23 protein-coding genes are annotated in these 26,035 nt (G+C 71.8%); 17 read left to right on the forward strand and 6 right to left on the reverse strand.

All coding sequences use genetic code 11. The annotated features are described in order from the left end of the window. Nucleotides 1-277 precede the first annotated feature (277 nt). Together P696_RS0122820 and P696_RS0122825 are read left to right on the forward strand one after the other, a co-directional pair. Nucleotides 278-1,051 carry an ABC transporter ATP-binding protein gene (locus P696_RS0122820; RefSeq protein WP_026414156.1) on the forward strand — a complete coding sequence of 258 codons (774 nt, stop codon included), beginning with the start codon at nucleotides 278-280 and terminating at the stop codon, nucleotides 1,049-1,051. 5 nt (nucleotides 1,052-1,056) lie between these two features. Further along, nucleotides 1,057-3,570, forward strand: coding sequence for an ABC transporter permease (locus tag P696_RS0122825; RefSeq protein ID WP_026414157.1), 2,514 nt, complete (start codon nucleotides 1,057-1,059; stop codon nucleotides 3,568-3,570). Between the two features lie 169 nt (nucleotides 3,571-3,739). Here the strand turns inward: P696_RS0122825 and P696_RS0122830 are convergent, their stop codons facing one another. Then, nucleotides 3,740-4,036, reverse strand: a complete 297-nt coding sequence (locus P696_RS0122830; RefSeq protein ID WP_157429862.1) for a hypothetical protein — start codon at nucleotides 4,034-4,036, stop codon at nucleotides 3,740-3,742. A 318-nt stretch (nucleotides 4,037-4,354) separates the two neighbouring features. Between P696_RS0122830 and P696_RS0122835 the strand changes: the two genes are divergently transcribed. The 6 genes from P696_RS0122835 (at nucleotide 4,355) to P696_RS0122860 (ending at nucleotide 10,111) form a co-directional block, all read left to right on the forward strand. Next, a complete protein-coding gene (locus P696_RS0122835; protein WP_051468015.1) occupies nucleotides 4,355-5,269 on the forward strand; it encodes a Rossmann-like and DUF2520 domain-containing protein in 915 nt (304 codons plus the stop codon). Between the two features lie 106 nt (nucleotides 5,270-5,375). Next, nucleotides 5,376-6,239, forward strand: a complete 864-nt coding sequence (gene panC, locus P696_RS0122840) for a pantoate--beta-alanine ligase (protein ID WP_026414160.1) — start codon at nucleotides 5,376-5,378, stop codon at nucleotides 6,237-6,239. Beyond that, the gene (panD, locus tag P696_RS0122845) at nucleotides 6,236-6,649 is read left to right on the forward strand and encodes an aspartate 1-decarboxylase (protein ID WP_026414161.1); all 414 of its coding nucleotides are present in this window, start codon (nucleotides 6,236-6,238) and stop codon (nucleotides 6,647-6,649) included. Before panC ends, panD begins: the two co-directional genes overlap by 4 nt. A gap of 159 nt (nucleotides 6,650-6,808) precedes the next feature. Next, on the forward strand, nucleotides 6,809-8,434 hold the full coding sequence (locus tag P696_RS0122850; protein ID WP_026414162.1) for an L-aspartate oxidase: 1,626 nt from the start codon (nucleotides 6,809-6,811) through the stop codon (nucleotides 8,432-8,434). Between the two features lie 13 nt (nucleotides 8,435-8,447). Next, nucleotides 8,448-9,305: a carboxylating nicotinate-nucleotide diphosphorylase gene (nadC, locus tag P696_RS59100; RefSeq protein WP_026414163.1), complete on the forward strand. Its 858-nt coding sequence runs from the start codon at nucleotides 8,448-8,450 to the stop codon at nucleotides 9,303-9,305. Between the two features lie 14 nt (nucleotides 9,306-9,319). Then, complete coding sequence (locus P696_RS0122860) at nucleotides 9,320-10,111, forward strand: type III pantothenate kinase (protein WP_026414164.1); 792 nt, start codon at nucleotides 9,320-9,322, stop codon at nucleotides 10,109-10,111. Between the two features lie 9 nt (nucleotides 10,112-10,120). On the opposite strand, the gene P696_RS47420 is transcribed toward P696_RS0122860, so the two are convergent. Then, complete coding sequence (locus P696_RS47420) at nucleotides 10,121-10,630, reverse strand: hypothetical protein (protein ID WP_157429863.1); 510 nt, start codon at nucleotides 10,628-10,630, stop codon at nucleotides 10,121-10,123. A 472-nt stretch (nucleotides 10,631-11,102) separates the two neighbouring features. Here P696_RS47420 and lysX point away from each other — a divergent pair, with 472 nt between their 5' ends. Further along, the gene (gene lysX / locus P696_RS0122870; RefSeq protein WP_051468064.1) at nucleotides 11,103-12,557 is read left to right on the forward strand and encodes a bifunctional lysylphosphatidylglycerol synthetase/lysine--tRNA ligase LysX; all 1,455 of its coding nucleotides are present in this window, start codon (nucleotides 11,103-11,105) and stop codon (nucleotides 12,555-12,557) included. Here the strand turns inward: lysX and P696_RS0122875 are convergent. Next, nucleotides 12,544-13,767, reverse strand: coding sequence for a cytochrome P450 (locus P696_RS0122875; RefSeq protein ID WP_026414166.1), 1,224 nt, complete (start codon nucleotides 13,765-13,767; stop codon nucleotides 12,544-12,546). The two genes, lysX and P696_RS0122875, sit on opposite strands and share 14 nt — an antisense overlap. 115 nt (nucleotides 13,768-13,882) lie before the next feature. Next, nucleotides 13,883-14,914, reverse strand: a complete 1,032-nt coding sequence (locus tag P696_RS0122880) for a LacI family DNA-binding transcriptional regulator (RefSeq protein ID WP_034486298.1) — start codon at nucleotides 14,912-14,914, stop codon at nucleotides 13,883-13,885. A gap of 554 nt (nucleotides 14,915-15,468) precedes the next feature. Between P696_RS0122880 and P696_RS0122885 the strand changes: the two genes are divergently transcribed. Continuing rightward, nucleotides 15,469-15,699, forward strand: coding sequence for a LuxR family transcriptional regulator (locus tag P696_RS0122885; RefSeq protein ID WP_026414168.1), 231 nt, complete (start codon nucleotides 15,469-15,471; stop codon nucleotides 15,697-15,699). A gap of 394 nt (nucleotides 15,700-16,093) precedes the next feature. On the opposite strand, the gene P696_RS0122890 is transcribed toward P696_RS0122885, so the two are convergent. After that, nucleotides 16,094-17,026: a C40 family peptidase gene (locus P696_RS0122890; RefSeq protein WP_026414169.1), complete on the reverse strand. Its 933-nt coding sequence runs from the start codon at nucleotides 17,024-17,026 to the stop codon at nucleotides 16,094-16,096. Between the two features lie 575 nt (nucleotides 17,027-17,601). On the opposite strand from P696_RS0122890, the gene P696_RS0122895 reads away from it, so the two are divergent. From P696_RS0122895 to P696_RS0122925, 7 genes are all read left to right on the forward strand, one after another. Beyond that, a complete protein-coding gene (locus P696_RS0122895; RefSeq protein ID WP_026414170.1) occupies nucleotides 17,602-18,132 on the forward strand; it encodes an amino-acid N-acetyltransferase in 531 nt (176 codons plus the stop codon). 3 nt (nucleotides 18,133-18,135) lie between these two features. Then, the gene (locus tag P696_RS52830; RefSeq protein WP_051468017.1) at nucleotides 18,136-19,083 is read left to right on the forward strand and encodes an RDD family protein; all 948 of its coding nucleotides are present in this window, start codon (nucleotides 18,136-18,138) and stop codon (nucleotides 19,081-19,083) included. 3 nt (nucleotides 19,084-19,086) lie between these two features. Beyond that, the gene (locus tag P696_RS47430; protein ID WP_084337990.1) at nucleotides 19,087-19,680 is read left to right on the forward strand and encodes an RDD family protein; all 594 of its coding nucleotides are present in this window, start codon (nucleotides 19,087-19,089) and stop codon (nucleotides 19,678-19,680) included. A 570-nt stretch (nucleotides 19,681-20,250) separates the two neighbouring features. Further along, entirely contained in the window at nucleotides 20,251-20,571 is a 321-nt protein-coding gene (locus tag P696_RS0122910; RefSeq protein ID WP_026414171.1) for a histone-like nucleoid-structuring protein Lsr2, read from the forward strand. Nucleotides 20,572-21,166: 595 nt separating this feature from the next. Beyond that, nucleotides 21,167-23,683, forward strand: coding sequence for an ATP-dependent Clp protease ATP-binding subunit (locus tag P696_RS0122915; protein WP_026414172.1), 2,517 nt, complete (start codon nucleotides 21,167-21,169; stop codon nucleotides 23,681-23,683). Between the two features lie 173 nt (nucleotides 23,684-23,856). Next, nucleotides 23,857-24,555 carry an ArsR family transcriptional regulator gene (locus tag P696_RS0122920; RefSeq protein ID WP_157429864.1) on the forward strand — a complete coding sequence of 233 codons (699 nt, stop codon included), beginning with the start codon at nucleotides 23,857-23,859 and terminating at the stop codon, nucleotides 24,553-24,555. A gap of 68 nt (nucleotides 24,556-24,623) precedes the next feature. Beyond that, the gene (locus P696_RS0122925; RefSeq protein WP_026414174.1) at nucleotides 24,624-25,421 is read left to right on the forward strand and encodes a nitrogen regulation protein NR(II); all 798 of its coding nucleotides are present in this window, start codon (nucleotides 24,624-24,626) and stop codon (nucleotides 25,419-25,421) included. 90 nt (nucleotides 25,422-25,511) lie between these two features. On the opposite strand, the gene P696_RS0122930 is transcribed toward P696_RS0122925, so the two are convergent. Further along, nucleotides 25,512-25,859, reverse strand: coding sequence for a VOC family protein (locus P696_RS0122930; protein WP_026414175.1), 348 nt, complete (start codon nucleotides 25,857-25,859; stop codon nucleotides 25,512-25,514). Nucleotides 25,860-26,035 lie beyond the last annotated feature (176 nt).

Genomic DNA, 26,035 nt, shown 5'->3' on the forward strand with positions numbered 1-26,035 from the left:
CGGACGGCCCCGGTCGATGCGCGTACGAGCGCCGGAACCCCCCCCGGGTTCCGGCGCTTCCGCATGCCCGCCCTGTCGCAGGCCGCACCTGCGGGTTCGTGCGAGGTGGTGGATTCCGGGTCAGCGGTGGGGTTGATCGGAATGTACGACTCAGGTCGTAGGCCCGGCCGTGAGCCAGCCGAAGTGCTGATCCGAACCGTGGACGCGTGGTCGATGGCACGCCGCTCGCGGCTTTCTAGCGTGGACCCCGACGTTGGAGACCACCGAAGGAGCCCCAGTGACCAGCACGTTCACCAACCCGCCCGCGACGCACGGGCGGGCCGCCGAGCCGTCGGCGGTGGTCGCCGCCGAGGTGAGCAAGGTCTACGGCTCCGGGGACGCGGCCGTGCACGCCCTGCGCGGTGTCAGCGTCGGGTTCGCGCGCGGCGCGTTCACCGCGATCATGGGGCCGTCCGGGTCCGGCAAGTCCACGCTGATGCACTGCCTGGCCGGGCTCGACACGGTCTCGGGCGGACGCGTCACGCTGGGCGACGCCGAGCTGACCGCGATGAACGACAAGCAGCTCACACTGCTGCGCCGCGACCGCATCGGCTTCATCTTCCAGGCGTTCAACCTGCTGCCGACGCTCACCGCCGAGCAGAACATCCTGCTGCCGCTCGAGCTCGCCGGGCGCAAGCTCGACCGGGCCTGGTTCGACCAGGTCATCGACGTGGTCGGGCTGCGCGAGCGGCTCGGGCACCGGCCGAACGAGCTGTCCGGCGGGCAGCAGCAGCGGGTCGCGTGCGCCCGGGCGCTGGTCGCCCGTCCCGAAGTGATCTTCGCGGACGAGCCGACCGGCAACCTCGACTCGCGGTCCGGCGCGGAGGTGCTCGGCTTCCTGCGCGCGTCCGTCCGCGAGATGGGCCAGACGATCGTCATGGTCACGCACGACCCGGTCGCCGCGTCCTACGCCGACCGCGTGGTGTTCCTGCGGGACGGCCAGATCGTCACCGAGCTGTTCCAGCCGACGCCGGACACCGTCCTCGACCGCCTCAAGAGCCTGGGGGCCTGAGCGCGATGTTCAAGACGACACTGGCCGGGCTCGCCGCGCACAAGCTCCGGCTGCTGCTCACCGCGCTCGCGATCACCCTCGGCGTCGGGTTCATCAGCGGCACGTTCGTGCTGACCGACGCGATGCGGTCCGGGGTGGACAAGACGTTCGCCACGTCCGCGGGCAAGGTGGACGTGGCCGTCCTGCCGAAGCGCGACGGCGGGGAGATCCCCGCGTCGATGCTCGCCCGCGTGAAGGACGTGTCCGGCGTCACGGCGGCGGAGGGCCTGGTCAAGGGCGACGCCGCGCTGATCGGACGGGACGGCAAGGCGGTCGGGGACATGCCGACCGTGGGCATGTCGGTGCCGGCCGGACGCCTGCTCCGCTACGAGCTGGACGGCGGCCGTGCGCCGAAGGGGCCGTCCGAGACCGTCCTCGACACCCACCTCGCCAAGCGGGAGAAGTTCAAGGTCGGCGACGCGGTGACCGTCCTCGACCACAAGAACGGGCCGCACCGGTTCACCGTCGTCGGCCTCGTCGACATGGGCATGGACCGGGACGCGAGCATGCAGGGCGCGGTCGGCTTCGACGCCGCGACCGCCGCCACGATGACCGGCGTGAGGACGTTCACCGAGATCGACGTGCTCGGCGGCGGCCGGGACGCGGTCCAGAAGGCCGTCGGGCCGGACCACGACGCGCTGACCGGCAAGGGCCTCGCGCAGCGGCTGTCCAAGGCCAACGGCGCGGACACCGCGATCATCCAGACCGGCCTGCTGCTCTTCGGCCTGGTCGCGATGCTGGTGTCGGCGCTGGTCATCTACAACACGTTCGCGATCCTCATCGCCCAGCGGACGCGCGAGATGGCGCTGCTGCGCTGCGTCGGCGCGACCCGCCGCCAGGTGTTCGGCGGGGTGCTGGTCGAGGCGGTCGTGGTCGGCCTGGTCGGGTCGCTGCTAGGCCTGGTGGCCGGGCTCGGGCTGGGCGCGGGCGCGCTCGGCGTGATCGGCTCGTTCGACACCGGCCTCAAGCTCGGCGGGCCGGGGCTGACCGGCCGGACCGTCCTGGTCGCGCTGCTCGTCGGCGTCCTCGTGACCGTCGCCTCCGCGCTGCTGCCCGCCCGCGCCGCCACCCGCGTCGCGCCGATCGCCGCGCTGCGCGCCGACCTGGAGCCGGGCAGCGGACGGTTCCGGCTCGGCTGGGTCCGGACGATCCTGACCGCGCTGTTCTGCCTCGGCGGGCTCGGCCTGGCCGGGCTCGGCGGGTTCGGCTCGGACAAGGGCGAGAGCCCGATGTACATGGTCGCGGTCGGCGGGATGCTGTTCTTCGTCGGCGTCGTCGCCGCGATGCCCGCGCTGGTGCGTCCGCTCGGACGCCTGGTCGGGGCCGTCCCGGCGAGGACCGGCGGGGTGCCCGCGCGGCTCGCCGTCGAGAACGCGCAGCGCTCGCCGCGCCGGACGGCGACCACCACGATCGCGCTGACCATCGGGATCGGGCTGATGAGCCTGTTCTCGGTCGTCGCCGCCAGCGGCACCGCCACCGCGAACGCGCAGCTGGACGAGCACTTCCCGGTGGACTTCCAGATCGAGTCGCAGTTCGGCGGCGGCAAGCCCGCCGACGACGCGACCCACCGGGTCCCCGCGGGCCTGGTCGCGAACCTGCGGGCGCTGCCGCAGCTCGGCCAGGTGACCGAGTCCCGCGAGGCCGGACGGCCGAAGAAGGGCGGACGGGACACGACGGTCCAGACCGTCACCGCGTCCTCGTTCGGCTCGCTGATCAAGGTGACCGCGGACGCGGGCACGGTGTCCGCGCCGGAGCCCGGCACGCTGATCGTGGACAGGGAGACCGCGAGGTCCAAGGGCTACAAGGTCGGGCAGACCGTCCAGGTCCGGGGGGACCGCGGGAGCGCGCCGATCCGGGTCGCCGGGATCTTCCGCGGGGACGTCCCGCTGCACGGCGTGCTGGTGAACGAGGCCGACTTCCAGCGGGTCTCGGCCGTCCGGGACGCGGCGGTGGTGTGGGCGAAGGTGAAGCCGGGCGTCCAGGTGGACGACGCGCGCCGCGCCGTCGACGACGCCGCCAGGGCGTACCCGACGATCCGGGTCGGGTCCATGGCGGAGCTGCGCGACCAGTTCACCAAGGCCGTGAACGTGCTGCTGATGGTGTTCGGCGGGCTGCTCGGGCTCGCGATCGTGATCGCGCTGTTCGGCATCGCCAACACGCTGTCGCTGTCGGTGGTGGAGCGCACCCGCGAGTCCGCGCTGCTGCGCGCCCTCGGCCTCACCCGGCGGCAGCTGCGCCGGATGCTGTCGGTGGAGGCCCTGGTGATGTCGGTGATCGGCGCGCTGACCGGGGTCTTCCTCGGGGTCGGGTTCGGCTGGGCCGCGACGAGCGCGATGTCCGAGAGCGCGGTGTTCTCCGTCCCGTACGCGCAGATCATCGGGTTCGTCGTGCTGGCCGGGGTCGCGGGCGTCCTCGCGGCCGTCATGCCCGCCCGCCGCGCCGCCAAGGCGTCGGTCGTCGAGTCCCTCTCGGCGGGCTGAGCCCGTCCCGCCCGTCCCGCCCGGCAGTGGCGGAGAGCCGACCGCCCCACCGCATCCGTCGATGCGGTGGGGCGGCGGCGTGTCCGGGACGCGGCAGGGGGAAGGGACCCCGGCCGCGTCCCTCGTCAGCCCGGACCGACGCGGCTCACCGGCCGTACCGGCGACCCGGTCAGCGCTCGCCGCGCAGGCCGCCGTAGCCCTCGCCGTACTCGCCGCCGGCGAGGCTGCGGTTGCCGTCGTTGTGCACGGCGTCGCCGTCGCAGGACGTGCCCGCCTGGCCCGCGACCGACACCGTTCCGCAGGTCACGCCGTACCCGCCGACGACCATGAAGTTCACGGTGTTGCCGGTGGCCCTGCCCTTGTTGGTGTTGTGCGTGTGCGTGTCGGCGTGGGCGGGCGCGGCCAGGAAGGTGGCCCCGGCGATGGTCGCGGTGACGGTGGCGGTCTTGAGGGCGGTCTTGATCACGGTGGTCTCCGTCTCTTCGGGGGGCACATGCCCTCGGACCTGGTGTCGACCAGAGCGTCCTTGGGCATCCGGTGGGATTTGCTTGACCTGTTCATGACGGCCGTCACGCCTTCAGAGTTACTCTGCGTTTGCTTGCGGTGGCAAGGGGTCGCCGTTGCGGCCGGGGCAACTGTGGCGGGTGTGCGGGGTTCGCCATCACCATGGGTAGCCGTATGGTCACCACATTGCGATGGTGCGGCGGTTCCGGACGTCCCGCGACCCACGGGTACGCTGGGTCGCGCACGTCCGGTACCTACCTTGAGGACTGGAACGAAACCCATGAACGCATCTGCCCTGCCCGCCTCCGGGCTGCCCGATCCGGCGGACCGTCCGGCCCGGCTCTCGGTCGGCGTCGTCGGCGCCGGACGGGTCGGCACGGCCCTCGGCGTCGCGCTCGGCCACGCCGGGCACCGCGTGGTCGCGGTGTCGGCGGTGTCCGAGGCGTCCCGCCTGCGGGCCGAGGAGCGGCTGCCCGGCGCCGAGGTCGTCGACCCCCGGGACGTGGTCGCCGCCTCCGAGCTCGTCCTGCTGACCGTCCCGGACGACGCGCTCCCCGAACTCGCCGCCGGGCTGGCCGCGACCGGGACGTCCGTTGAGGGACGCCTCGTCGCGCACACCAGCGGACGGTACGGCGCGGCCGTCCTGAACCCGCTCACCGAGGCGGGCGCGCTGCCACTGGCCCTGCACCCCGTGATGACCTTCACCGGACGTCCCGACGACGTGAACCGGCTCAGCGGCATCTCGTTCGGCGTGACCGCGCCGGAGCCGCTGCGCCCGGTCGCCGAGGCGCTGGTGCTGGAGATGGGCGGCGAGCCCGCGTGGATCGCCGAGGAACGCCGCCCGCTCTACCACGCGGCGCTCGCGGGAGGCGCGAACCACCTGGTCACGCTGGTCGTGGAGGCGATGGACCTGCTGCGCCGGGCCGGTGTGGACGAGCCGGGCCGGATGCTCGGCCCGCTGCTCGGAGCCGCCCTGGACAACGGCCTGCGGCTCGGCATCGACGGGCTGTCCGGCCCGGTCGCGCGCGGCGACGCCGGGACGGTGGCCGACCACGTCGCCGAGCTGGGCCGGATCTCTCCGGAGAGCCGCAACGCCTACGTGGCGCTGGCCCGCCTCACCGCCGACCGGGCGCTCGGCGCCGGACGGCTCAAGCCCGAGGACGCCGAGCGCCTGCTCGAAGCCCTCGCCGACTGACGGAGCCGGTCCCCTGGACCGGACCCCGAGCGACCCGCCGAGGGCGCAGTACTGGGAGAACGGCGTGCCGACCGCCCGAGGGCGGCGGCCGACCTGTGGAGGAATCTTGACACCGGTGATCGCGAAGACCCGCGAGGAACTGGCGGCCGTGCGGTCCGGCGTCCGGGGGACGCTGGCGCTGGTGCCGACGATGGGCGCGCTGCACGAGGGGCATCGCTCGCTGATCCGGCGGGCCCGCCGGGAGGCCGACGCCGTGGCGGTGTCGATCTTCGTGAACCCCCTGCAGTTCGGGCCGGGCGAGGACCTGGACCGCTACCCGCGCACCTTCGCCGCCGACCTCGAGGCGTGCGCGGACGAGGGCGTGGACGTGGTGTTCGCGCCGACCCCCGAGGTCATGTACCCGGGCGAGCCGATGGTGACGATCGACCCCGGCGCGATGGGCCGGATCGTGGAGGGCGAGACCCGTCCCGGGCACTTCGCCGGAATGCTCACGGTCGTCGCGAAGTTGTTGAACCTGACGCGTCCGGACGTCGCGGTCTTCGGGGAGAAGGACGCCCAGCAGCTCGCGATGATCCGCCGGATGGTCGCCGACCTGGATCTTCCGGTCGAGATCATCGGCGCGCCGACCGTCCGGGAGCCGGACGGGCTGGCGCTGTCCAGCCGCAACCGCTACCTCGGCGAGGACGAGCGGAGCACGGCGCTCGCGCTGTCCCGGGCCCTCCGGGCGGGCGAGGACGCGGTCGCGGACGGGCCGTCCGCGGTGCGCCGCGCGGCGCGCGCGGTCCTGGAAGCGGCGGGGGCGGCCGAGCCCCCACTGGAGCTCGACTACCTGGTGCTCGTCGATCCCGCGACGTTCACCGAGGTGGCGGGCGGCCACGACGGCCCGGCGGTGCTCGCCGTGGCGGGCCGGGTGGGGGCCACCCACCTGATCGACAACGTCCCCCTGGAGTTCGGCAAGGAGTCGCGATGATCCGGACGATGTTCAAGAGCAAGATCCACCGTGCCACGGTGACCCAGGCCGACCTGCACTACGTCGGCTCCCTGACCGTGGACGCCGACCTGCTGGACGCCGCCGACCTGCTCCCGGGCGAGAAGGTGGACGTGGTGGACATCGACAACGGCGCGCGGCTGTCCACGTACCTGATCGCGGGCGAGCGCGGCTCCGGGGTGATCGGGATCAACGGCGCGGCGGCCCGGCTCGTCCAGACGGGCGACCTGGTGATCATCATCAGCTACGCGCAGCTGACCGACGCCGAGGCGCGCGCGTTCACCCCGACCGTGGTGCACGTGGACACCGAGAACCGGATCGTGGCGCTCGGCGACGACCCGGCCGAGCCGGTCCCCGGAACCGACCAGCTCCGTCCCGCACACTCCCTCTGAGCCCCCTGAACCGGCCCTGAATCGGCTCGGACCTGGACTTTCACGGACGCCGTCACCCGCTCGGGTGGCGGCGTCCGGCGCTTGTGTGGGCGGTCTCACAGCGCCGATCCCCGGGGTTAGTGTCAGAATGACGAAAACTTGCCTCCCCGAGGAGGGCGCATGATCCCCCGACCGCTCACCGCCCCCGCGCCCGGCTGGACCCGGTCCGCCGACACGGTCGTCATCGGCTCCGGCATCGCCGGGCTCGTGGCCGCGCTGCGCTGCCACGAGCGCGGGCAGCGCGTCCTGCTCGTCACCAAGGCGCTGCTGGACGCGGGCTCCACCCGCTGGGCGCAGGGCGGGATCGCCGCCGCGCTCGACCCCGCCGACACCCCCGGCGAGCACCTGGCCGACACGCTCACCGCCGGGGCCGGGGTGTGCGACGAGGACGCCGTCCGGGTGCTGGTCACCGAGGGGCCCGCGGCCGTCCGGCGGCTGGCCGACCTGGGCGCGGCGTTCGACCGGGACGCCTCCGGGGAGCTCGAACTCGGCCGCGAGGGCGGCCACCACCGGCGGCGCATCGCGCACGCGGGCGGCGACGCGACCGGCGCGGAGATCAGCCGCGCGCTGCGCGCCGCGCTCAAGGAGCACCAGATCGAGGCGATCGAGAACGCCCTGGTCCTCGACCTGATCAAGGACGCGGAGGGACGCGCCGCCGGGGTCACCCTGCACGTCATGGGCGAGGGCTCGCCGAGCGGCGTCGGGGCCGTCCGGGCGCGGGCGGTCGTGCTCGCGACGGGCGGGCTCGGGCAGGTGTACTCGGCCACGACCAACCCCGAGGTGTCCACGGGCGACGGCGTGGCGCTGGCGCTGCGCGCCGGGGCCGAGGTCGCCGACCTGGAGTTCGTCCAGTTCCACCCGACGCCGCTGTGGCTGGGAGAGGACGCGCGCGGGCGGTTGCCGCTGATCTCCGAGGCCGTCCGGGGCGAGGGCGCGCACCTGATCGACCACGACGGCGTCCGCTTCATGGTCGGACGGCACGAGCTCGCCGAGCTCGCCCCGCGCGACGTCGTCGCCAAGGGGATCATGAACCGGATGCACGAGACCGGCGCGTCCCACATGCTGCTGGACGGCCGGCACTTCGGCGCCGAGATGTGGGAGCGCCGCTTCCCGACGATCCTCGCGGTCTGCCGCCACCACGGGATCGACCCGGTGACCGAGCCGATCCCGATCGCGCCGTCCGCGCACTACGCGAGCGGCGGCGTCCGCACCGATCTGTTCGGCCGGACGACCGTCCCCGGCCTGTACGCGTGCGGCGAGGTCGCCCGGACGGGCGTCCACGGCGCGAACCGCCTGGCGTCCAACTCCCTGCTGGAGGGCCTGGTCTACGCCGAGCGCATCGCCGTCGCCATCAGCGACGACGCGCCCGAGCCCGGCGAGCCGGTCACACCCGAGCCGTCCGGCGCGGAGCCGCCTGCGAGCACGGGACGGGACGTCCGGAGCGAGATCCAGCAGATCATGACGACCCACGCCGGAGTCCTGCGCACCGCCGACGGCCTCGCCACGGCGGACCGGGAACTCGCCGCCCTGGCCGGGGCGCTCGGCGAGCCCGGCGTCGTGGGCTGGGAGGCGTCCAACCTGCACACGGTCGCGAGCGCGATCGTCGCCGCCGGGCGGCTCCGCGAGGAGACCCGCGGCAGCCACTGGCGCGACGACTTCCCGGACCGCGACGACGCGCACTGGCGGGGGCGGCTGGTGACCCGGCTGACCTGGGATGGGACGCTGCAGACCGAGTTCGAGCGCTGAGGAGGAACCGAGGATGGAAGCGGAACTCGCCGACCGCCTGCGGACGGCCGGGCTGGCCCCCGAGGCCGTCGAGCGGCTGGTGCGGACGGCCCTGGACGAGGACGGCCCGGTCGACGTCACGAGCACGCCGATCTTCGGCCCGGACGAGCGGTCCACCGGCGACTTCACCGCCCGCGAGGACGGCGTGGTCGCCGGGATCCCGGTCGCCGAGGTCGTGTTCGACCTGCTCGGCGTCGACGCCGAGGCCAAGGCCGCCGACGGCGACCGGGTGACGAGGGGCCAGGTGCTGATCTCGGTCTCCGGGCCGACCAGGGCCGTCCTGCGCGCCGAGCGGATCGCGCTGAACCTGCTCACCCACCTGTCCGGCATCGCGACCGCGACGCGCGCCTGGGCGGACGCCGTCGAGGGCACCGGCGCGCGCGTCCGCGACACCCGCAAGACGCTGCCGGGCCTGCGGGCCGTCCAGAAGTACGCGGTGCGCTGCGGCGGCGGCGTGAACCACCGGATGGGCCTGTCCGACTCGGCGCTGGTCAAGGACAACCACATCGCCGCCGCGGGCTCGGTGACCAAGGCGTACCAGGCGATCCGCGCGGCCTACCCCGCCCTCCACGTCCAGGTGGAGTGTGACACGCTGGACCAGGTCCGCGAGGCCGTCGAGGCCGGCGCGACGTCCCTGCTGCTGGACAACATGGACCAGGACACGATGTTCGAGGCCGTCCGGCTGGTGGACGGCCGGGCCGAGCTGGAGGCGTCCGGCGGGCTGACCCTGGACGGGGCCCGAGATGCCGCCGTGACCGGTGTCGACTACCTTGCGGTGGGTGCGCTGACCCATTCGGCGCGCGTGTTCGACATCGGCCTTGACTTCTCCTGATCAGCGGGGACCTGATGCTGCTCACCATCGACGTCGGTAACACCCAGACCGTCCTCGGCCTGTTCGAGGGCGAGGAGGTCATCGAGCACTGGCGGATCAACACCGACCCGCGCCGCACCGCGGACGAGATCGCCGTGGTGCTCCAGGGGCTCGTCCAGCAGAGCCCGCTGCTCGCCGAAACCGACATCAGCGGCATCGCCCTGTGCTCCACGGTGCCGTCGGTCCTGCACGAGATGCGCGAGATGTGCCGCCGGTACTACGGCGACGTCCCCGCGGTGATCGTGGAGCCCGGCGTGAAGACCGGCGTCCCGGTCCGGATGGACAACCCGAAGGAGGTCGGGGCCGACCGCATCGTGAACTCGCTGGCCGCCGTGCACCTGCACGGCGGCCCGGCGGTCGTGGTCGACTTCGGGACGGCCACGACGTTCGACGCGGTGTCGGCGAAGGGCGAGTACGTCGGCGGCGCGATCGCCCCCGGCATCGAGATCTCCATCGACGCGCTCTCGGTGCGCGGCGCGCAGCTCCACAAGATCGAGCTGCAGCGTCCGCGCAACGTGATCGCCAAGAACACCGTCGAGGCGCTCCAGTCCGGGCTGATCTACGGCTTCGCCGGCCAGGTGGACGGCATCGTCGACCGGATGTCGGAGGAGCTGGCCGACGACCCGGACGAGGTCACCGTCATCGCCACCGGCGGCCTCGCCCCGCTCGTCCTGGACGAGGCCCGCACGATCGACCACCACGAGCCGTGGCTGACCCTGGTCGGCCTCCGCCTCATCTACGAGCGCAACGTCGGCACGGTCGGCTAGCGCCTCGGTTCAGACCCGGATCCAGATCCACGTCAGGCAGAGCGCGGCGAGCGCCGCGCCCGCCCCGAGCAGGGCCGTCATCGGAACCAGGACGGTCAGCGCGGTGATGACCAGCGGCGTGAACATGCCCGCGTAGACGAGGGCGTAGACGATCGCGGTCAGCCGGGCGAGCTCGCCCGGAGCCGCGATCCGCGCCGCCTCACCCAGGCTGTAGGTCAGGACGAACCCGTACGCCGACCCCAGCAGGACGGCCACGGCGACGTTCAGAACGGGCATCCCGGACGCGACGGTCAGCGCGGCCACGACCAGTCCCACGGTCGTCAGCCCGAGTCCGACCCGCGCGACCAGCCGCGAATGCCGGGCCTCCAGCCGCCGCGCGAACGGCTGCGCCGCCATGCCCGACCCGAGCGTGAGCGCCGTCACCAGGCCCGCGTACGCGATCCGCAGGTGATGGACGGGCACCTCGGTCGGCAACAGCGTGAACGCGTTCACCGGCGCGGCGAACGACCAGATCGCCACCGGCGCCACCACCGCCAGAACTCACCCCGCGAGGCCGTCCCGCGCGCGCCTTCGCCGACTACCTGTACTTCTCCGCCGGACGCAACGGGGAGCCGCCGCGGCTCAACCCGGAGGGCGTCCGCACCCCGCAGGACGTCCTGACCGGCACCGCCGCCGGACGCGGTCTCAGCTCCGGCCTCTACTCCTTCGTCCGCTTCTACAGTTGGCCGGGCGTCCGGTTCGTCCCGCTCCTGGACGCGCCGTGGGAGCACAGCGTCCTCGCCGCCCGCCGGGACGACACGCGCCTTGAGGTCCGCGCGTTCCGCTCCCTCGCGGTCGCCCTGGCCCGCGACCTGGGCCCCGCCCTGGTCCCCTCACCCGCCCTCCCACGCCCCTGAATCCCTGGACGGGGGATAACGATTCCCGTCGCATGGCGGCGGGTCGGTAGCCTTGGGCCGTGAGTGACGAGACCTACGACGATCTGCCCGAGCAGATGCGGGTGCGCCGGGAGAAGCTCGACCGGCTCCGCGAGTCCGGCGTCGATCCGTACCCGGTGACCTACCCCCGCACGGCGACCATCGCCGAGGTCCGCGCGAAACACCCCGACCTGGAGCCCGGCACCGAGACCGGCGAGACGGTCGGCGTCGCCGGCCGCGTCATGCTGGTCCGCAACACCGGCAAGCTCTGCTTCGCCACCATCCGGGACGGCTCGGGCGACATCCAGGTGATGCTGTCGCTCGCCAAGGTCGGCGAGGAGCAGCTGGAGTTCTGGAAGCGCGAGGTCGACCTCGGCGACCACGTCGGGGTGACCGGCGAGGTCATCACGTCCCGGCGCGGCGAGCTGTCGATCATGGCGGACTCGTTCCAGATCACCGCCAAGTGCCTGCGCCCGCTGCCGGAGAAGCACGCCGGGCTCACCGACCCCGAGGCGCGGGTCCGGATGCGGTACGTCGACCTGATCGTCAACGACGAGGCCCGCGAGATGGCCCGGCTGCGCAGCCGCACCGTCCGCGCCGTCCGGGACTTCTGGCACGACGAGGGCTACCTCGAGGTCGAGACGCCGATGCTCCAGCCGATCCACGGCGGGGCGGCGGCGCGGCCGTTCGAGACCCACATCAACGCCTACGACATGGAGCTGTACCTCCGGATCGCGATCGAGCTGTACCTCAAGCGGCTCGTCGTCGGCGGCATCGAGAAGGTCTTCGAGGTCAGCCGGAACTTCCGGAACGAGGGCGCCGACTCCACGCACAACCCCGAGTTCACGATGCTCGAGGCGTACGGCACCTACCTCGACTACAACGACATGGCCGACCTCACCCAGCGGATGTACCAGAAGGCCGTCGTCGCGGCCCTCGGCACGACCGTGGTGAGGCACGGCGACGTCGAGGTCGACCTCGGCCTCGCGAAGTGGCCGCGGATCACGCTGTACGGCTCGGTGTCGGAGAAGGTCGGCGAGGAGATCACGCCGCACACCCCGATCGAGGCCGTCCGCAAGATCGCCGAGGCGCACGGCGTCAAGCCGGACGCCAAGTGGGGCCAGGGCAGGCTCGTCCAGGAGATCTTCGAGGAGCTCATCGAGCACACCCTGGTCCAGCCGACGTTCGTCATGGACTACCCGGTGGAGACCTCGCCGCTCACCCGGCAGCACCGGGACGAGCCGCTGCTCACCGAGAAGTGGGACCTCATCGGGTTCGGCACCGAGCTCGGCACCGCCTACTCCGAGCTGGTCGACCCGGTCGAGCAGCGCCGCCGCCTCACCGAGCAGTCCATGCTGGCCGCCGGTGGCGACGCCGAGGCGATGCAGCTCGACGAGGACTTCCTGCGCGCGCTGGAGTACGCCATGCCGCCGACCGGCGGGATGGGCGCCGGCATCGACCGGATGATCATGGCCTTCACCGGCAGGGGGATCCGGGACACCATCCTGTTCCCCCTGGTCAAGCCCGAATAGCGAGCGGCAGCCCGGCGAGCCCGCGCAGCACGATGTTGTCCCGGTAGGACGGCTCGTCGAGGCCGCCGTCCGCCGGGACGACGTCCCGCGCGAACAGCTCGCGCAGCGCGACCCCGCCCTCCAGCCGGGCGAGGGGAGCGCCGAGGCAGTAGTGGATGCCGAGGCCGAACGCCAGATGGCGGGCGGTCTCGGCATTCGCGTACCGGCCGAGGTCCAGTTCGTCCGGGCGCTCCGGGAACGCCGCCGGGTCCCGGTTCGCCGCGCCGGTCAGCAACAGGACGAGCTCGCCGGCGCGGATCGGCGTCCCGGCCAGTACGACGTCCTCCAGCGCCGCCCGGACGGTGAACTGGACGGGCGGGTCGTACCTGAGCAGCTCCTCGATCGCCACGGCCGTGTCGCCCGGATGATCGCGGAACCACGCGAGCTGCTCCGGGTGCCGCAGCAGCGCGAGCGCGCCGTTCCCGATCAGGTTCACCGTCGTCTCGTGGCCCGCGACCAGCAGCAGGACGCACGTGGCCAGCAGCTCCGCCTCGGTCAGCGCCTCCCCGTCGTGGGACGCCGTCAGCGCGCTCAGCAGGTCGTCGCGCGGCTCGGCCCGGCGGCGCGCCGCCAGCTCCCGGAAGTACACGCCGAACTCCGCGCGCGCCTCATCCCGCCTGGCCAGATCGTCCGGCGGGAGCAGGAAGTCGGGGTCGAGCCCGCGCGCCAGCGCGTCCGACCAGCCACGGAACCGCTCCCGGTCCTCCGCCGGAACGCCCAGCAACTCACTGATGATGATCACCGGCAGCGGATGCGCGAGATCCGCGATCACATCGAAGGAGTGGTCGGCGGTGTCCGCGAGCAGGTCGTGCACGACCTGCTCGACGCGCGGGCGGAGGCGCTCGACCAGGCGTGGGGTGAACGCGCGGCCGACGAGCCGCCGGAGCCGGGTGTGGTCGGGCGGGTCCATGGTCAGGAACGAGCGCCGTGCCCCGGCCGAGCGCCGCCACCCGGCGCCCGAGCCGTCCGGACGATGCCCGAAGCGCTGGTCCCGCAGGACGCTCTCGCACAGCCCGTAGGACGCCGTGACCCACAAACCGGCCTCCGTGCGCGTCAGCGTCCCCGCCTCCGCCGTCCGCCGGTACTCGGCGTACGGATCGGCGCGGAACGCCGGATCGGACGGATCGAACCCCAGGATCGCCCGCGCCCCGGGCACACCGGTCGTCGCCATGCGTCCAGCCACGCAGACCGAACAGCATTCTGTCAATGGCCGGCGCACGGCGGCGCACCGAGAGGGAGGGGGAGCGGGGGGAAGGCGGGGAGACGGGGGCAGGCGGGTGGCGGGGTCAGGCGGAGTCGCGGAGGACGAGTTCGGGAGTCAGGATCAGCTGGCGGTGGGTGTGGGCGGCGCCCTCCGAGGTCTCGGCGAGCGCCAGTTCGGCGGCGGCGCGGCCGAGCTCGCGGCGCGGCTGCCGGACGGTCGTGAGCGGCACCGCGGCGGACGCGGCGAGCTCGATGTCGTCGTAGCCGATCACGGCGATGTCGTCCGGGATCCGGACGCCGAGCCGCACCAGCTCGTTGGTCAGGCCGATGGCGAGCAGGTCGTTGGCGCAGAACACGGCGTCCGGCACCTCGGGCAGCGCGAGCAGCCGGCGCGCGGCGGCCTGCCCCTCGGTCGGGGTCAGGGCCTCCATCGTGAACACCGGGAGCGTTCCCGCGCGCGCGCCCGCGAGCGTGCTCGCCGCGCCCTCACGGCGGGCGACCACCGGAAGGGGCTCCGGGCGTCCGCTGACGAACGCGATCCTGCGGCGGCCGAGCGCGAGCAGCCGGTCGGCCGCGACGGCCCCGCCCGCGACATGGTCCACGCGCGCGGAGCAGACGCCGGGACGGGTGTGGTCGAGCAGGACGACCGACATCCCGGCGGCGCGCAGCCGCTCGACGTCGGCGTCGTCCATCCCGACCGGGATCACCAGGACGCCCTCGGTGCGCTGCGCCGCGAGCAGGTCGAGGCCGCGCCGTTCCTTGGCGGGGTCGTGGTCGCTGGACAGCCACAGGACGTCGCGGCCGGCCTTGTTCAGCGCGCGCTCGGCGCCGCGCGCGACATCGGAGGCGTACGGGTTGGCGAGATCCTCGACGAGGACCCCGTAGGCGGGAGCGCGGGAGGGCGGGGGTTCGGCGGGGGGCTCCGGATGCGCCGCGGGCCCCTGGCGGAGCCGCCGCGCGGACTCGTTGCGGACGAAGCCGAGCTCCTTGATCGCCGCGCGAACGCGATCACGGGTAGCTTCGGCCACCAAGTCTGGCCGGTTTAGGACATTCGAAACGGTCCCAACTGAGACCCCGGCACGCCTCGCAACCTCCCGGATACTGGTCTGTGGCAACTCACTCCTCGTCCGCCCCGGAACTGTTTCCGCAGGTCATGAGGCATGTCGCGGATCATTTCCGAACGGGCCGTCACTCGCAGAGTCCATACAAGCACACAGAGTGCGCAATCGGCGCTTGACGGGCCGGATCCGGCCGCCTAGCGTTCCGAGCCGAAGCGTAGCTTGAAACGATTCACGATCTTCACCCTAACGGGGGTCGTCGGATCGGGCGAGAAAGGGTGGGTTGGATGGCTGGCGATCGTGACCCGTCCCGGACATGGCGCGCTCCGCCGCGTCGGCCCCGTCCGCGGTCGTGCGGTCGGCCCCTCCGCGCCGGTCGGCGCGCCGGTGTTCGGACGCTCAACGACTGAATCGTGACCCGGAGTTCCCCCGTCACGCGACCCGTTCTCGCAGGCGGCCACCTCCGGCCAAGCACGCCGAACCACGAATCGATGATCTGGTCCGGAGCGATCCGGACCCCGGCAACCCGACGCGTAGACATCGGCCTACCCGTGCCTGTGCAGCAGGCGGCTGCATCCCCGCGGTCATCACCTCGAACGAGGGAGGACGGAGTGGAACAGGCCACACTCGCACGTCGTGGCACCGACGAACTGCGGCTGAACGAGGAGGAGATCAAGCTTCTCGCCCAGATCGCCAGTGGTGTCACCGCTGATGTGGCGGCACGCAAACTGGAACTGAGCGCCCGGACCCTGCGCCGCCGGCTGCGGACCATCTGCGACCGGCTGGAGGTCAACACCCCTATCGAGGCCGTGGTGTGGGCGGCCCGAAGGCAGCTGATCTGACCGGTACCTACCCGGCCGGGAGGTACGGCCCGTCCCGCGAACGAGGGGCGACGCCGCACCGATGGCGTCCCGGCCGACCCGACGAGCGCCCCGTCCGACCCCGTGGCGGCGACGTCCCGCCGAGGCAGTGATGCTCCCCTGCCCCGGGCGTCGCCGCAGGACGCGGCTCGCCGGACGGACTCGTGCCCGCGAACGCGCGCGGCACACGGCATGACCGCGCGCGCCGCGAACGCGATCGGCAGTCTGTTCAGACCGAGGCGTCTCGAACGCGCGCCGCGTCCGGCACGACCCGATCACATGTGAGCGAACCCCCGCCGTTGGCTCGCACACCACCTGAACGCGGCCGGTGAACGACGCCCGCAGCCGTCATTTGCGATGCCGGTCGACCGGTCCGTCAGCGGCCGATGCGGACGGCTCCCGCGAAGGGGCGTCCGGACAGGTCGTCGACCCTGACGACGTCGCCGGTGTGCGGAGCGTGCAGGATCTTCCCGGCTCCGACGTACATCGCGATGTGGTGCAGGTCGGGATAGAAGAAGACCAGGTCGCCGGGACGGAGCTGGCCGCGGGAGACGTGCGGGCCCGCGTTCCACTGGTCGCCGGTGTAGTGCGGCAGGTTGACGCCGAGCTGCTGGAAGGCCCACATGACCAGGCCGGAGCAGTCGAAGGTGGACGGTCCCGACGCGCCCCACACGTAGGGGTCGCCGATCTTGGTCATCGCGAGCCGGAGCGCCCGGGCGCCGACGTCGTCGCCGACGACCGGCAGCTTCGCGACCGACGCCGGGTCGTGCTTCACGAGCCGTCCGCGGATCTTCTCGTAGGCGTCGGAGACCTTCGTGCGCTGCGCGTCCACCTGTCCGCGCAGGGCGGCCACGTCCTGCTCGCGCTGCCGCGCGGCCTTGAACGCGCGGTCGGCCGCCTGCATCGTCTGGAGGAGGCTGACGAACTGCGTGCTGTTCTGGTTGGCGAAGAACCGCAGTGTGGCGGCCCGGTCGAGGACCTGCTGCGGGTCCTTCGAGGCGACGAACGACACGGCCGCGTCGGTCCCGCCGCCCTGCATGTAGGTGGTCGCGGCCAGGCGGCTGATGCGGGTGCGGAGGGTCTCGAGGGCCGCGTTCTGCTGCCGCGAGGTCGCCGTCGCGGCCCTGGCGGCCGTCTGCGCCTCCCGCAGCTTCACCCTGAGCCCGTTGTACTGCTCGGTGAGCCGCTCTAACTGGTCGGCGAGCCTGAGCGCCTGCGCGGACAGTTCCTTGTCACCGGACGGCTTCGGAGAGGCGTGCGCGGCGAGCCCCGGCACCCCGCCCGCCAACGCCAGGGCCAGCCCCGTCACCGCAGCCGCGCGACGAGCAGCGTCACGTGCGGACACTGAACGCCGGAGCGCGACACGGCGGGTGCCGGTCTGGTGCGCGTGCGGAAATGAAGCAGGGCGCGATGGCTCCACGAAATCCCCTCTCCTCGTCCGCCTGCCGGGTCGGCTGCCGGGTTCGGGCAGGAGCGGCCCGTCGGCCTGTCGCGTGCGCGCGGTCGCCTCGCGTGCGCGCGGTCGCCGCTGACGCGGTGATCGCGGACGTTCGGCGGATTCACCCCGGCCGGCGACCGGCGCGGCCCGTGCCGCGGTGTCGTCGAAGGCGGGTCCCCGGCTCCCGGACCGCGGGCTGCGGTCCGGCTACTCGGCGGATCGGGTCGGTCACGGTCCGAAACCCGATTCCGAGCCGGACACTAACGGAGCCGGAAGGGGATGCCAACCAGAACATGCGAAAAGCCGGGGAGGCCGCCGTCCTTCTGGTGAAGTGCCTGGTACATCCCCCTGCCGGGCCGCGTCGGGACCCTTCTGAGGGCATGTGTCCGCCCTCGCCGCCGCCCGGACCGCGCCCACCCCGCGGAGTCCGATAGCGTCGCCTGCTTGTGGAAGTGGTGATCAGGCGGGCCCGCACGCCCGACGTTCAGGAGATCGCCCGGCTGATCGGCAGTCACGCCGGTCCCGGGCCGCGCATGCTGCGCAAGACGACGGTCTCGCTGTACGAGGACGTCCAGGAGTTCTGGGTGGCCGAGGACCTCCAGGCCGCCGGGCCGGACGGGCACGCGCCGATCATCGGCTGCGGCGGCCTGCACGTGATGTGGGAGGACCTCGCGGAGGTCCGCTCGGTCGCGGTCGCCGAGGGGCACGGCGGACGCGGCGTCGGGCACCGGATCGTGACCCGCCTGCTGGAGACCGCGCGCGAGCTCGGCGTCCGGCGCGTCTTCTGCCTGACGTTCGAGGTGGAGTTCTTCGCCCGCCACGGATTCCGTCCGCTTCTCGGAACGCCCGTGTCCCACGAGGTGTACGAGGAACTTCTGCGCTCCTACGACGAAGGCGTGGCCGAGTTCTTGGACCTCGACCGGGTGAAGCCCAATACGTTGGGAAACACCCGGATGCTGCTCCGCCTGGAGGATTGACCCATGAGTGACTTCCCCCGCCGGGGACGGCACGACCAGCCGTCCCACGGTGACCCCTCGTACGGTGCGCCGCCCCCGCAACAGCAGTGGCAGCAGCCGTCCCGGCAGCCCGTGCAGCAGCAGTGGCAGCAGCAGCCCGAGCAACGGGACGAGCGGCGGCAGCCGAAGACCCAGCAATGGGAACGGGGCGGGCAGCCGTCCTGGAACGAGAGCGACGCGAACGCGACGACCGACTACGCCGCCACCGAGTATGCGACCGGCGAGCACACCGCCGGGTACGAGTCGTCCGGCTATGAATACGCGGACGCGGGCCCTCCCGCACTCGTCCACGCGCCGATCCTGCGCCGCGCGGGCGCGCGAATCATCGACGGCATCCTCGTGTCGGCATTCGGTTTCGCGCTCGTCCTGCCGGTCACCCTCGCCGTCACGGGCGCGGGCGGGTCGAGCAAGAAGGCCGCGAACGAGGGCGCGATCTGGAATTGGCCGATCATCATCACCCTCTTCGCGGTGATGGCCGTCCTTCCGTTCCTCTACGAGGCCGTCCAGTTGTCGATGTGGGGCCGGACGCTCGGGAAGCGCTGGCTCGGGATCGGCGTCGTCCGCGCGCAACCCTTGGGCGAACCGCTCAGCGGCGCTCACGCGGTCTGGCGCGCGGCCGTCAACAACATCGGCTACCAGATCGGCGTGTTCTTCTTTCTCATCCTCGCGGTGAAGGTCTGGAACTACGCGTTCACCGGCGAACTGCTCGTCGTGGGCGGCATGCTGATGGCGTATCTGTGGGCCATCTGGGACGAGCCGCTGCACCAGGCCCTGCACGACCGGCTCGCCGGAACCGTCGTCATCGACGAACGCGCGGGATACGAGGACTCGGGTTATGGCCAGGGCTACGACCAGGGATATGGATCGTCCTACGAAAGCGGCCAGTCAGGCCGTGGTGGTTACGAGGGTTAGGCGATGACCGCCTCGGGGGAACAGCGGGACGAACGCGCCGGGGAACGGCCGCCTCCCGGAACGGCCGCGGCCGAGGGCGTCGCGGCCGATCCGGCGGGCGAGGCGGCCGTCGAGCCGGGCGCGGTGTCCGAGGCGGCGTCCGAGGCGGTGTCCGGCGGGGACGGGATCCTCGCCGAGCCGGGGCAGCGTCTGCTCGCCCGCATCGTCGACACGCTGGCCGTCGGGCTGCCCGTGGTCCTGGTGCTGAGGGCGGTCCTTCCGCACGACACCGCGGACCACTGGTCCCCGACGGCGGTCGCGTCCGCCCTGCTCGCGTACGACACCGTCCAGATCGCGCTGTGGGGACGGACGCTCGGCAAGCGGCTCGCGGGCGTCCGTGTCGTCACCGCGGACGGCTCCCGCCCGGACCCGGCGCGCGCCGCCCTGCGGGCCGCCGTGTACGCCGTTCCGATCGCGCTGCGGCCGGTCCCCGTGCTCGGCGTGCTGGCCGGAATTTTCTGGGTCGTGAACGTGGCGACGGCGTTCCGCGGACCCGAGCGGAGGGCCGTCCACGACCGGACGGCGGGAACCGGCGTGGTGAAGAACACCATCGATTGACATAATGCGCGCAAATCCCCTTACATGGGGGAGTTGTGATCCGGGCCACCGGCCGTGACGTCCCCTTGGAGCCGTTGGAGAGTTTCGCCCGCCGGGGACTCGAGGGCAGAGTTTGCCCGGCGCGTACGGCCCGCCGGGTTCGCGCCACCTTCGTGCGACCTTCACGCCGGTCTTGCGTCGGACTTCCGGCCGCCTTCCGTATCACTTCCGCGACGCCATCTCTTCCGCGCCGCCCGCCGAACCGCCGTTCCGAGCGACTTTGGACCGTCTTCGACCGGGCTTCCCCCGTCCTGGCAGGGGGCGGTTAGGGGCGTTACGTCGGGGTTAATCGGCGGCTCGTGGGACGATCGGGCCCGGACCGTTAAGCGGCGCGCCCAGGATTTTTTCCCGATCGGCCGCCACGTCCCGCCCGGATGCACCGGATCATGTCCGATTCGGATGGTGTCCGATTACGATGAGTTACCGTGGAGGAAGCAAACTTCATCGCGGGTGTCGAATTGTCATCGACGCGCTTCGAGGTATATGTTTGCAGCCGAATGCAGTTTGCTCCAGTCTGAAAGGTCTGTCCTCATGGCACAGAAGGTTCAGGTGCTTCTCGTCGACGACCTCGACGGTGGCGAGGCGGACGAGACCGTAGCGTTCTCGATCGACGGCGCCTCCTACGAGATCGACCTCAGTAGCGCCAATGCGAAGAAGCTGCGGGATTCTCTTCAGCCGTTCGTGGAGGTGTCCCGCAAGGCGGGAACCCAGCGCCGCCGGCGCCAGCGCGGCGCGTCCAGCCGTGAGCGCAGCGCCGAGATCCGTGCCTGGGCCAAGGCCCGCGGCATCAAGGTCAACGAGCGCGGCCGTATCCCGGCCAATGTGATCGAGCAGTACGAGGCCGCCAACTAGAGGCGCCGGTCGGCCGTCGAGGCCGACCGGAACCGGGTCGGCGGGAGCGGGGAGGTCCTCCCCGCGGGGGTGACCGGGGCCCGCCGACCGGACCGTCACGGCCTGCACCGGCTTCGTCCGGACCGACCGGCCCGCTTCCATCGTCCGCCGCGCGCGCGGCGAGCGCGAGGCGGGCCGTTCGCATTGCGCGAACAGGCCGGACGGATTGATCTTCAGAGGGCCCGGAAGCGGGCCAAGAAGGACGAACGTTCGCTTTGGGGCCGGCCGTTCGGGCCCCGCGGCCGTTCGCTTGTGGCGTACACGGGCCGCGATTCATCGGCCGCCGGAGCGGAACGCACGTCCCGTGACCACCTGGGGCCTTCGCAATGGTGCTGGTGAGGCGCTCGTGAACGGCCCGGGCAAAGGCCCGTTCGCTCGCGGCGTAGAGGGAACATGCCGCATCAGTACGGTAGTTGGATGAGGATGAACAGCGCTTAGCTGGGGAACGTCTTCTGGTGGGAGTGCACCGGGCGGCCTCCTCGGGGCGGGCTAGCATGCGGAAGGACAGGTTCGGACGTTCCGGACTCTGCCCAACCGCTCTGTGAGGAGCGACGAGATGTTCGAGAGGTTCACCGACCGCGCGCGGCGGGTTGTCGTTCTGGCTCAGGAAGAGGCCAGGATGCTCAACCACAACTACATCGGCACCGAGCACATCCTCCTGGGTCTGATCCACGAGGGTGAGGGTGTGGCCGCCAAGGCGCTGGAGTCGCTCGGGATCAGTCTCGAGGCGGTGCGGCAGCAGGTCGAGGAGATCATCGGCCAGGGCCAGCAGGCGCCGTCGGGGCATATCCCGTTCACTCCGCGGGCCAAGAAGGTGCTGGAGCTGTCGCTGCGCGAGGCGTTGCAGCTGGGGCACAACTACATCGGCACCGAGCACATCCTCCTGGGCTTGATCCGGGAGGGCGAGGGTGTCGCGGCCCAGGTTCTGGTGAAGCTGGGTGCGGATTTGAACCGGGTGCGGCAGCAGGTGATCCAGCTGCTCCACGGCTACTCCGGTGGCAAGGAGCCCGCGTCGGCGGGCGGCCCGTCGGAGGCGGCCCCCTCCACCTCCCTTGTGCTGGACCAGTTCGGCCGGAACCTGACGCAGGCGGCCCGCGAGGGCAAGCTCGACCCGGTCATCGGCCGGGACACCGAGATCGAGCGTGTGATGCAGGTGCTGTCGCGTCGCACGAAGAACAATCCGGTGCTGGTGGGCGAGCCGGGCGTCGGTAAGACGGCGGTCGTCGAGGGTCTGGCGCAGAAGATCGTCAAGGGCGAGGTCCCCGAGACGCTGAAGGACAAGCAGCTCTACACCCTGGACCTCGGCGCCCTGGTCGCCGGGTCGCGTTACCGGGGTGACTTCGAGGAGCGGCTGAAGAAGGTCCTGAAGGAGATCCGGACCCGCGGCGACATCATCCTGTTCATCGACGAGCTCCACACCCTGGTGGGCGCGGGCGCCGCCGAGGGCGCGATCGACGCGGCGTCGATCCTGAAGCCGATGCTGGCCCGTGGCGAGCTGCAGACGATCGGCGCGACGACGCTGGACGAGTACCGCAAGCACCTGGAGAAGGACGCGGCGCTGGAGCGGCGCTTCCAGCCGATCCAGGTCGCCGAGCCGTCCCTGTCGCACACCATCGAGATCCTCAAGGGCCTGCGCGACCGGTACGAGGCGCACCACCGCGTGTCGATCACCGACGCCGCGCTGGTCGCCGCCGCGCAGCTGGCCGACCGCTACATCTCCGACCGGTTCCTGCCGGACAAGGCGATCGACCTGATCGACGAGGCGGGGTCGCGGATGCGCATCCGCCGGATGACCGCGCCGCCGGACCTGCGCGAGTACGACGAGAAGATCGCCGACGTCCGCCGGGAGAAGGAATCGGCGATCGACGCGCAGGACTTCGAGAAGGCCGCCGCGCTCCGCGACTCGGAGAAGCAGCTGCTGGCGAAGAAGGCGCAGCGGGAGAAGGAGTGGAAGGCCGGCGACATGGACGTCGTGGCCGAGGTGACCGAGGAGCTCATCGCCGAGGTCCTGGCCACCGCCACCGGCATCCCGGTCTTCAAGCTGACCGAGGAGGAGTCGGCGCGGCTGCTGCGGATGGAGGACGAGCTGCACCGCCGCGTGATCGGTCAGGAAGACGCGATCAAGGCGCTGTCGCAGTCCATCCGCCGTACGCGCGCGGGCCTGAAGGACCCGAAGCGTCCGGGTGGCTCGTTCATCTTCGCGGGCCCGTCGGGTGTGGGTAAGACCGAGCTGTCCAAGACGCTGGCCGAGTTCCTGTTCGGGGACGAGGACGCGCTCATCCAGCTGGACATGTCGGAGTTCATGGAGAAGCACACCGTCTCGCGGCTGTTCGGGTCCCCGCCCGGATACGTCGGGTACGAAGAGGGTGGCCAGCTGACCGAGAAGGTGCGGCGCAAGCCGTTCTCGGTGGTCCTGTTCGACGAGATCGAGAAGGCCCACCCGGACATCTTCAACAGCCTGCTGCAGATCCTGGAGGACGGCCGCCTCACCGACGCGCAGGGGCGTGTGGTCGACTTCAAGAACACCGTGATCATCATGACCACCAACCTGGGCACCCGGGACATCTCCAAGGGCCAGTCCCTCGGGTTCTCCCGGCAGGACGACACCCAGGGGGACTACGACCGGATGAAGTCGAAGGTGTCGGAGGAGCTCAAGCAGCACTTCCGCCCCGAGTTCCTCAACCGCGTCGACGACATCGTGGTGTTCCACCAGCTCACGCCGAAGGAGATCATCCAGATCGTCGACCTGATGATCGCCAAGGTGGACGAGCGCCTCAAGGACCGCGACATGGGCATCGAGCTCAAGCCCGAGGCCAAGGACCTGCTCGCCGAGCGTGGCTACGACCCCGTCCTGGGGGCCCGGCCGCTGCGCCGCACGATCCAGCGCGAGATCGAGGACAACCTCTCCGAGAAGATCCTCTACGGCGAGCTGACGGCGGGGCAGATCATCATCGTCGGCACCGAGGGCACCGGCGAGAACGCGAAGTTCACCTTCAAGGGCGTCCCGAAGCCGAACGGCGTGCCGGACAGCCCGCCGCCGATCGAGGGCGCGGTCAACTTCAACAAGGAGTGAGCTCCTCCGCCTCTGTGAGGTGAGTGAAGGCGATCGCGAGAGCGAGGCGTGAGAAAGGCCCGCACCGGAAGGTGCGGGCCTTTCTTCGTCTCTCCTATGGTTCTGTGGTCCTGTGGGACGGGACGCCCCTCCTGGGACGGATTCTGTCGGACCCCGTTCGTAGTATTTCGAACATGCGATCGAATGTGCTGGGTTCGGCGGCGGAGTTCCGGCGGCGGCCCGCGCGGCGGGTGCGCCCGCCCGTGGACTCCCACCTCGCTCAGGTGTTCATGCGCGACCTGCGCTCGCCCGCGCCGCAGCAGTTGCCGATCTTCCGCTCGCGACGGCAGGGCGAGCTGCTCGCCCGGCTGCTGATCGGGCCCGAGCGCGAGATGACCATGCTCGACCTCGCCGTCATGCTGCGCACCGACCTCGGCACGGTCGTCCGGGAGGTGGAGCGGCTGGCCCGCGCGGGCATCCTGCGGCTGCGCCGCACCCCGGCCGGGCGGCTCGTCTCGCGCGACGCGTCCTCGCCGATGTTCGCGCCGCTGGCCCGCCTGGTGATGCTCGGGTTCGGGCCGTCCGCGGTCGTCACCGAGCACTTCGCGCGGATGCCCGGCGTCGCCGAGCTGCACCTGTTCGGGGTGTGGGCCGCCCACTACGCGGACGAGGCGTATCCGTTCGGCGACGACGAGCTCGTGGGCGACGTCGAGGTCCTGGTCGTCGGCGACGTCTCGCGTGAGGCCGCCTTCGACGCCGCCCAGGACTGCGCTGCCCGGCTCGGCCTCCCCGTCCACGCCGTCGTCCGCTCACGCGCCTGCTGGCGTGAGGACGACGACCCCTTCCTGCGCGAGATCCGCTCCGGCTCCGTCCTCCGGCTGCCGCTGCCGTGAGCCGGGTCCGAGCCCTGCGGCGTTTAATGCGTTGACCGGGTACTTCTCATATCGGAAGCATTGCCTGTATGGGACTCGACGCCTTCGTGCTGTGCCGTTGCTGGCAGGACGGCCACACCACCGAGCCGCCCGTCCCGAGGCATCTGGTCAAGGCGGACGAGTACGGCCCCTACCTGGACGACGGGTCGGCCGAGGGGGCGCTCGGCGCGTCGCTGAACGCGGCGTTCTGGGAGTGGAGGACCCACGCCGCGTGCGCCCACGAGGACATGGAGGTCGCCCGCGAGCGGATCTCCAACTGGGGCGGTTACCGGTACCTGAAAGAGGCGATGGAGGTCGCCGGATGGGAACGGTTTCCTGTCCTGCGCGAATACCTGCCCGACGCGAACGGCGGTGAGCTGCCCACCGAGCGCGCCCGGGAGGCCCTCGGCGAGCTGGCGGCCTTTCGCGGGTGCGACGACGTCGGGCGCGAGACCGTCCTGCTGGACGAGGACACCGGGAACGTGCTGGCCACGAACATCCGCGCGTACGGGGGCGTGTTCGTGTGGGACGGCATCGCCAAGCGCCGCGTCGGCGTGGACGAGCGCGGGCTGTTCGTCGTCGACGACTCCGACCGCGAGCTGTTCCGGGCCCTGCGCTGCACGCAGCGGCGCGTCCGCGCGGGGCGTGTCCGGTTCCGCACGGCGGACGGCGAGGAGACGACGCTCGATCTGACGTCCACCATCGGCGAGCAGGACGGCGCGTACCCGCAGCGGCTGAACGTCGTGGAGCGTCCGCTGAGCGGAACCTACTTCGACTACGCGGTGGAGCCGCTGAGACGGGTCTGCGAGGCGTCCGTCCGGACGGGCAATCCGGTCGTCTGGTGCTGAACGGCGCGTGAGGACGCGTGACATGGTCGAGGCCCCGCGGGCGAGCGGGGCCTCGACCATGTTCCTCGCGTGGACCGGGCGCGGCCCGGATCAGGCGGGCGGGTCCTGGAGGACGCCGATCGGGTTGCCGTCCGGGTCCTTCAGGGTGGCGATCCGGCGGCCGTTGCCGACGTCGCGGATGTCCTCGACGACGGACGCGCCGGAGTCGGTGAGCTCCTGGACGGCCTTGGTGATGTCGTCGACCTCGAAGAAGCAGACCGGGCCGCTGACCGCGGCGTCCCCGCGCTTCGGGGTCACGCCGATGTCCTGGCCGCCGACCTTGTAGCCCACGTAGTAGGGCTCGTCGGAGTAGGGCTCGACGCCGAGCAGCAGGTCCAGCCGGGCCTTCGCCGCGGGGACGTCCGAGACCGAGTAGATGATCGTTTTGACGCCTGTCATGGTGTTCTCCCTTCCCTCTCACCCTGCTGACACGCGGGAACGCGCGAGTGTGACGGATCGCTTGCCCAAAACTGGGAGCGATGTGAAGATGTCTGCATGTTCCTTCTTTGTGCGTAGAGAGCGCCTTGCCGCCGCGCCCGTCCCCGGGTGAACGAGGCGGCGGACGGTGCCCTCGC

This window comes from Actinomadura oligospora ATCC 43269 (assembly GCF_000518265.1).
Taxonomy (GTDB): Bacteria; Actinomycetota; Actinomycetes; order Streptosporangiales; family Streptosporangiaceae; genus Spirillospora; species Spirillospora oligospora.

Bases quoted from the DNA above. Each gene is read 5' to 3' on its own strand.
- P696_RS0122825 (WP_026414157.1), top strand. From the start codon at position 1,057: ATGTTCAAGACGACACTGGCCGGGCTCGCCGCGCACAAGCTCCGGCTG.
- P696_RS0122835 (WP_051468015.1), top strand. From the start codon at position 4,355: ATGAACGCATCTGCCCTGCCCGCCTCCGGGCTGCCCGATCCGGCGGAC.
- panD (WP_026414161.1), top strand. From the start codon at position 6,236: ATGATCCGGACGATGTTCAAGAGCAAGATCCACCGTGCCACGGTGACC.
- P696_RS0122850 (WP_026414162.1), top strand. From the start codon at position 6,809: ATGATCCCCCGACCGCTCACCGCCCCCGCGCCCGGCTGGACCCGGTCC.
- nadC (WP_026414163.1), top strand. From the start codon at position 8,448: ATGGAAGCGGAACTCGCCGACCGCCTGCGGACGGCCGGGCTGGCCCCC.
- P696_RS0122860 (WP_026414164.1), top strand. From the start codon at position 9,320: ATGCTGCTCACCATCGACGTCGGTAACACCCAGACCGTCCTCGGCCTG.
- lysX (WP_051468064.1), top strand. From the start codon at position 11,103: ATGCGGGTGCGCCGGGAGAAGCTCGACCGGCTCCGCGAGTCCGGCGTC.
- P696_RS0122875 (WP_026414166.1), bottom strand. From the start codon at position 13,767: ATGGCGACGACCGGTGTGCCCGGGGCGCGGGCGATCCTGGGGTTCGAT.
- P696_RS52830 (WP_051468017.1), top strand. From the start codon at position 18,136: ATGAGTGACTTCCCCCGCCGGGGACGGCACGACCAGCCGTCCCACGGT.
- P696_RS47430 (WP_084337990.1), top strand. From the start codon at position 19,087: ATGACCGCCTCGGGGGAACAGCGGGACGAACGCGCCGGGGAACGGCCG.
- P696_RS0122910 (WP_026414171.1), top strand. From the start codon at position 20,251: ATGGCACAGAAGGTTCAGGTGCTTCTCGTCGACGACCTCGACGGTGGC.
- P696_RS0122915 (WP_026414172.1), top strand. From the start codon at position 21,167: ATGTTCGAGAGGTTCACCGACCGCGCGCGGCGGGTTGTCGTTCTGGCT.
- P696_RS0122920 (WP_157429864.1), top strand. From the start codon at position 23,857: ATGCGATCGAATGTGCTGGGTTCGGCGGCGGAGTTCCGGCGGCGGCCC.
- P696_RS0122925 (WP_026414174.1), top strand. From the start codon at position 24,624: ATGGGACTCGACGCCTTCGTGCTGTGCCGTTGCTGGCAGGACGGCCAC.
- P696_RS0122930 (WP_026414175.1), bottom strand. From the start codon at position 25,859: ATGACAGGCGTCAAAACGATCATCTACTCGGTCTCGGACGTCCCCGCG.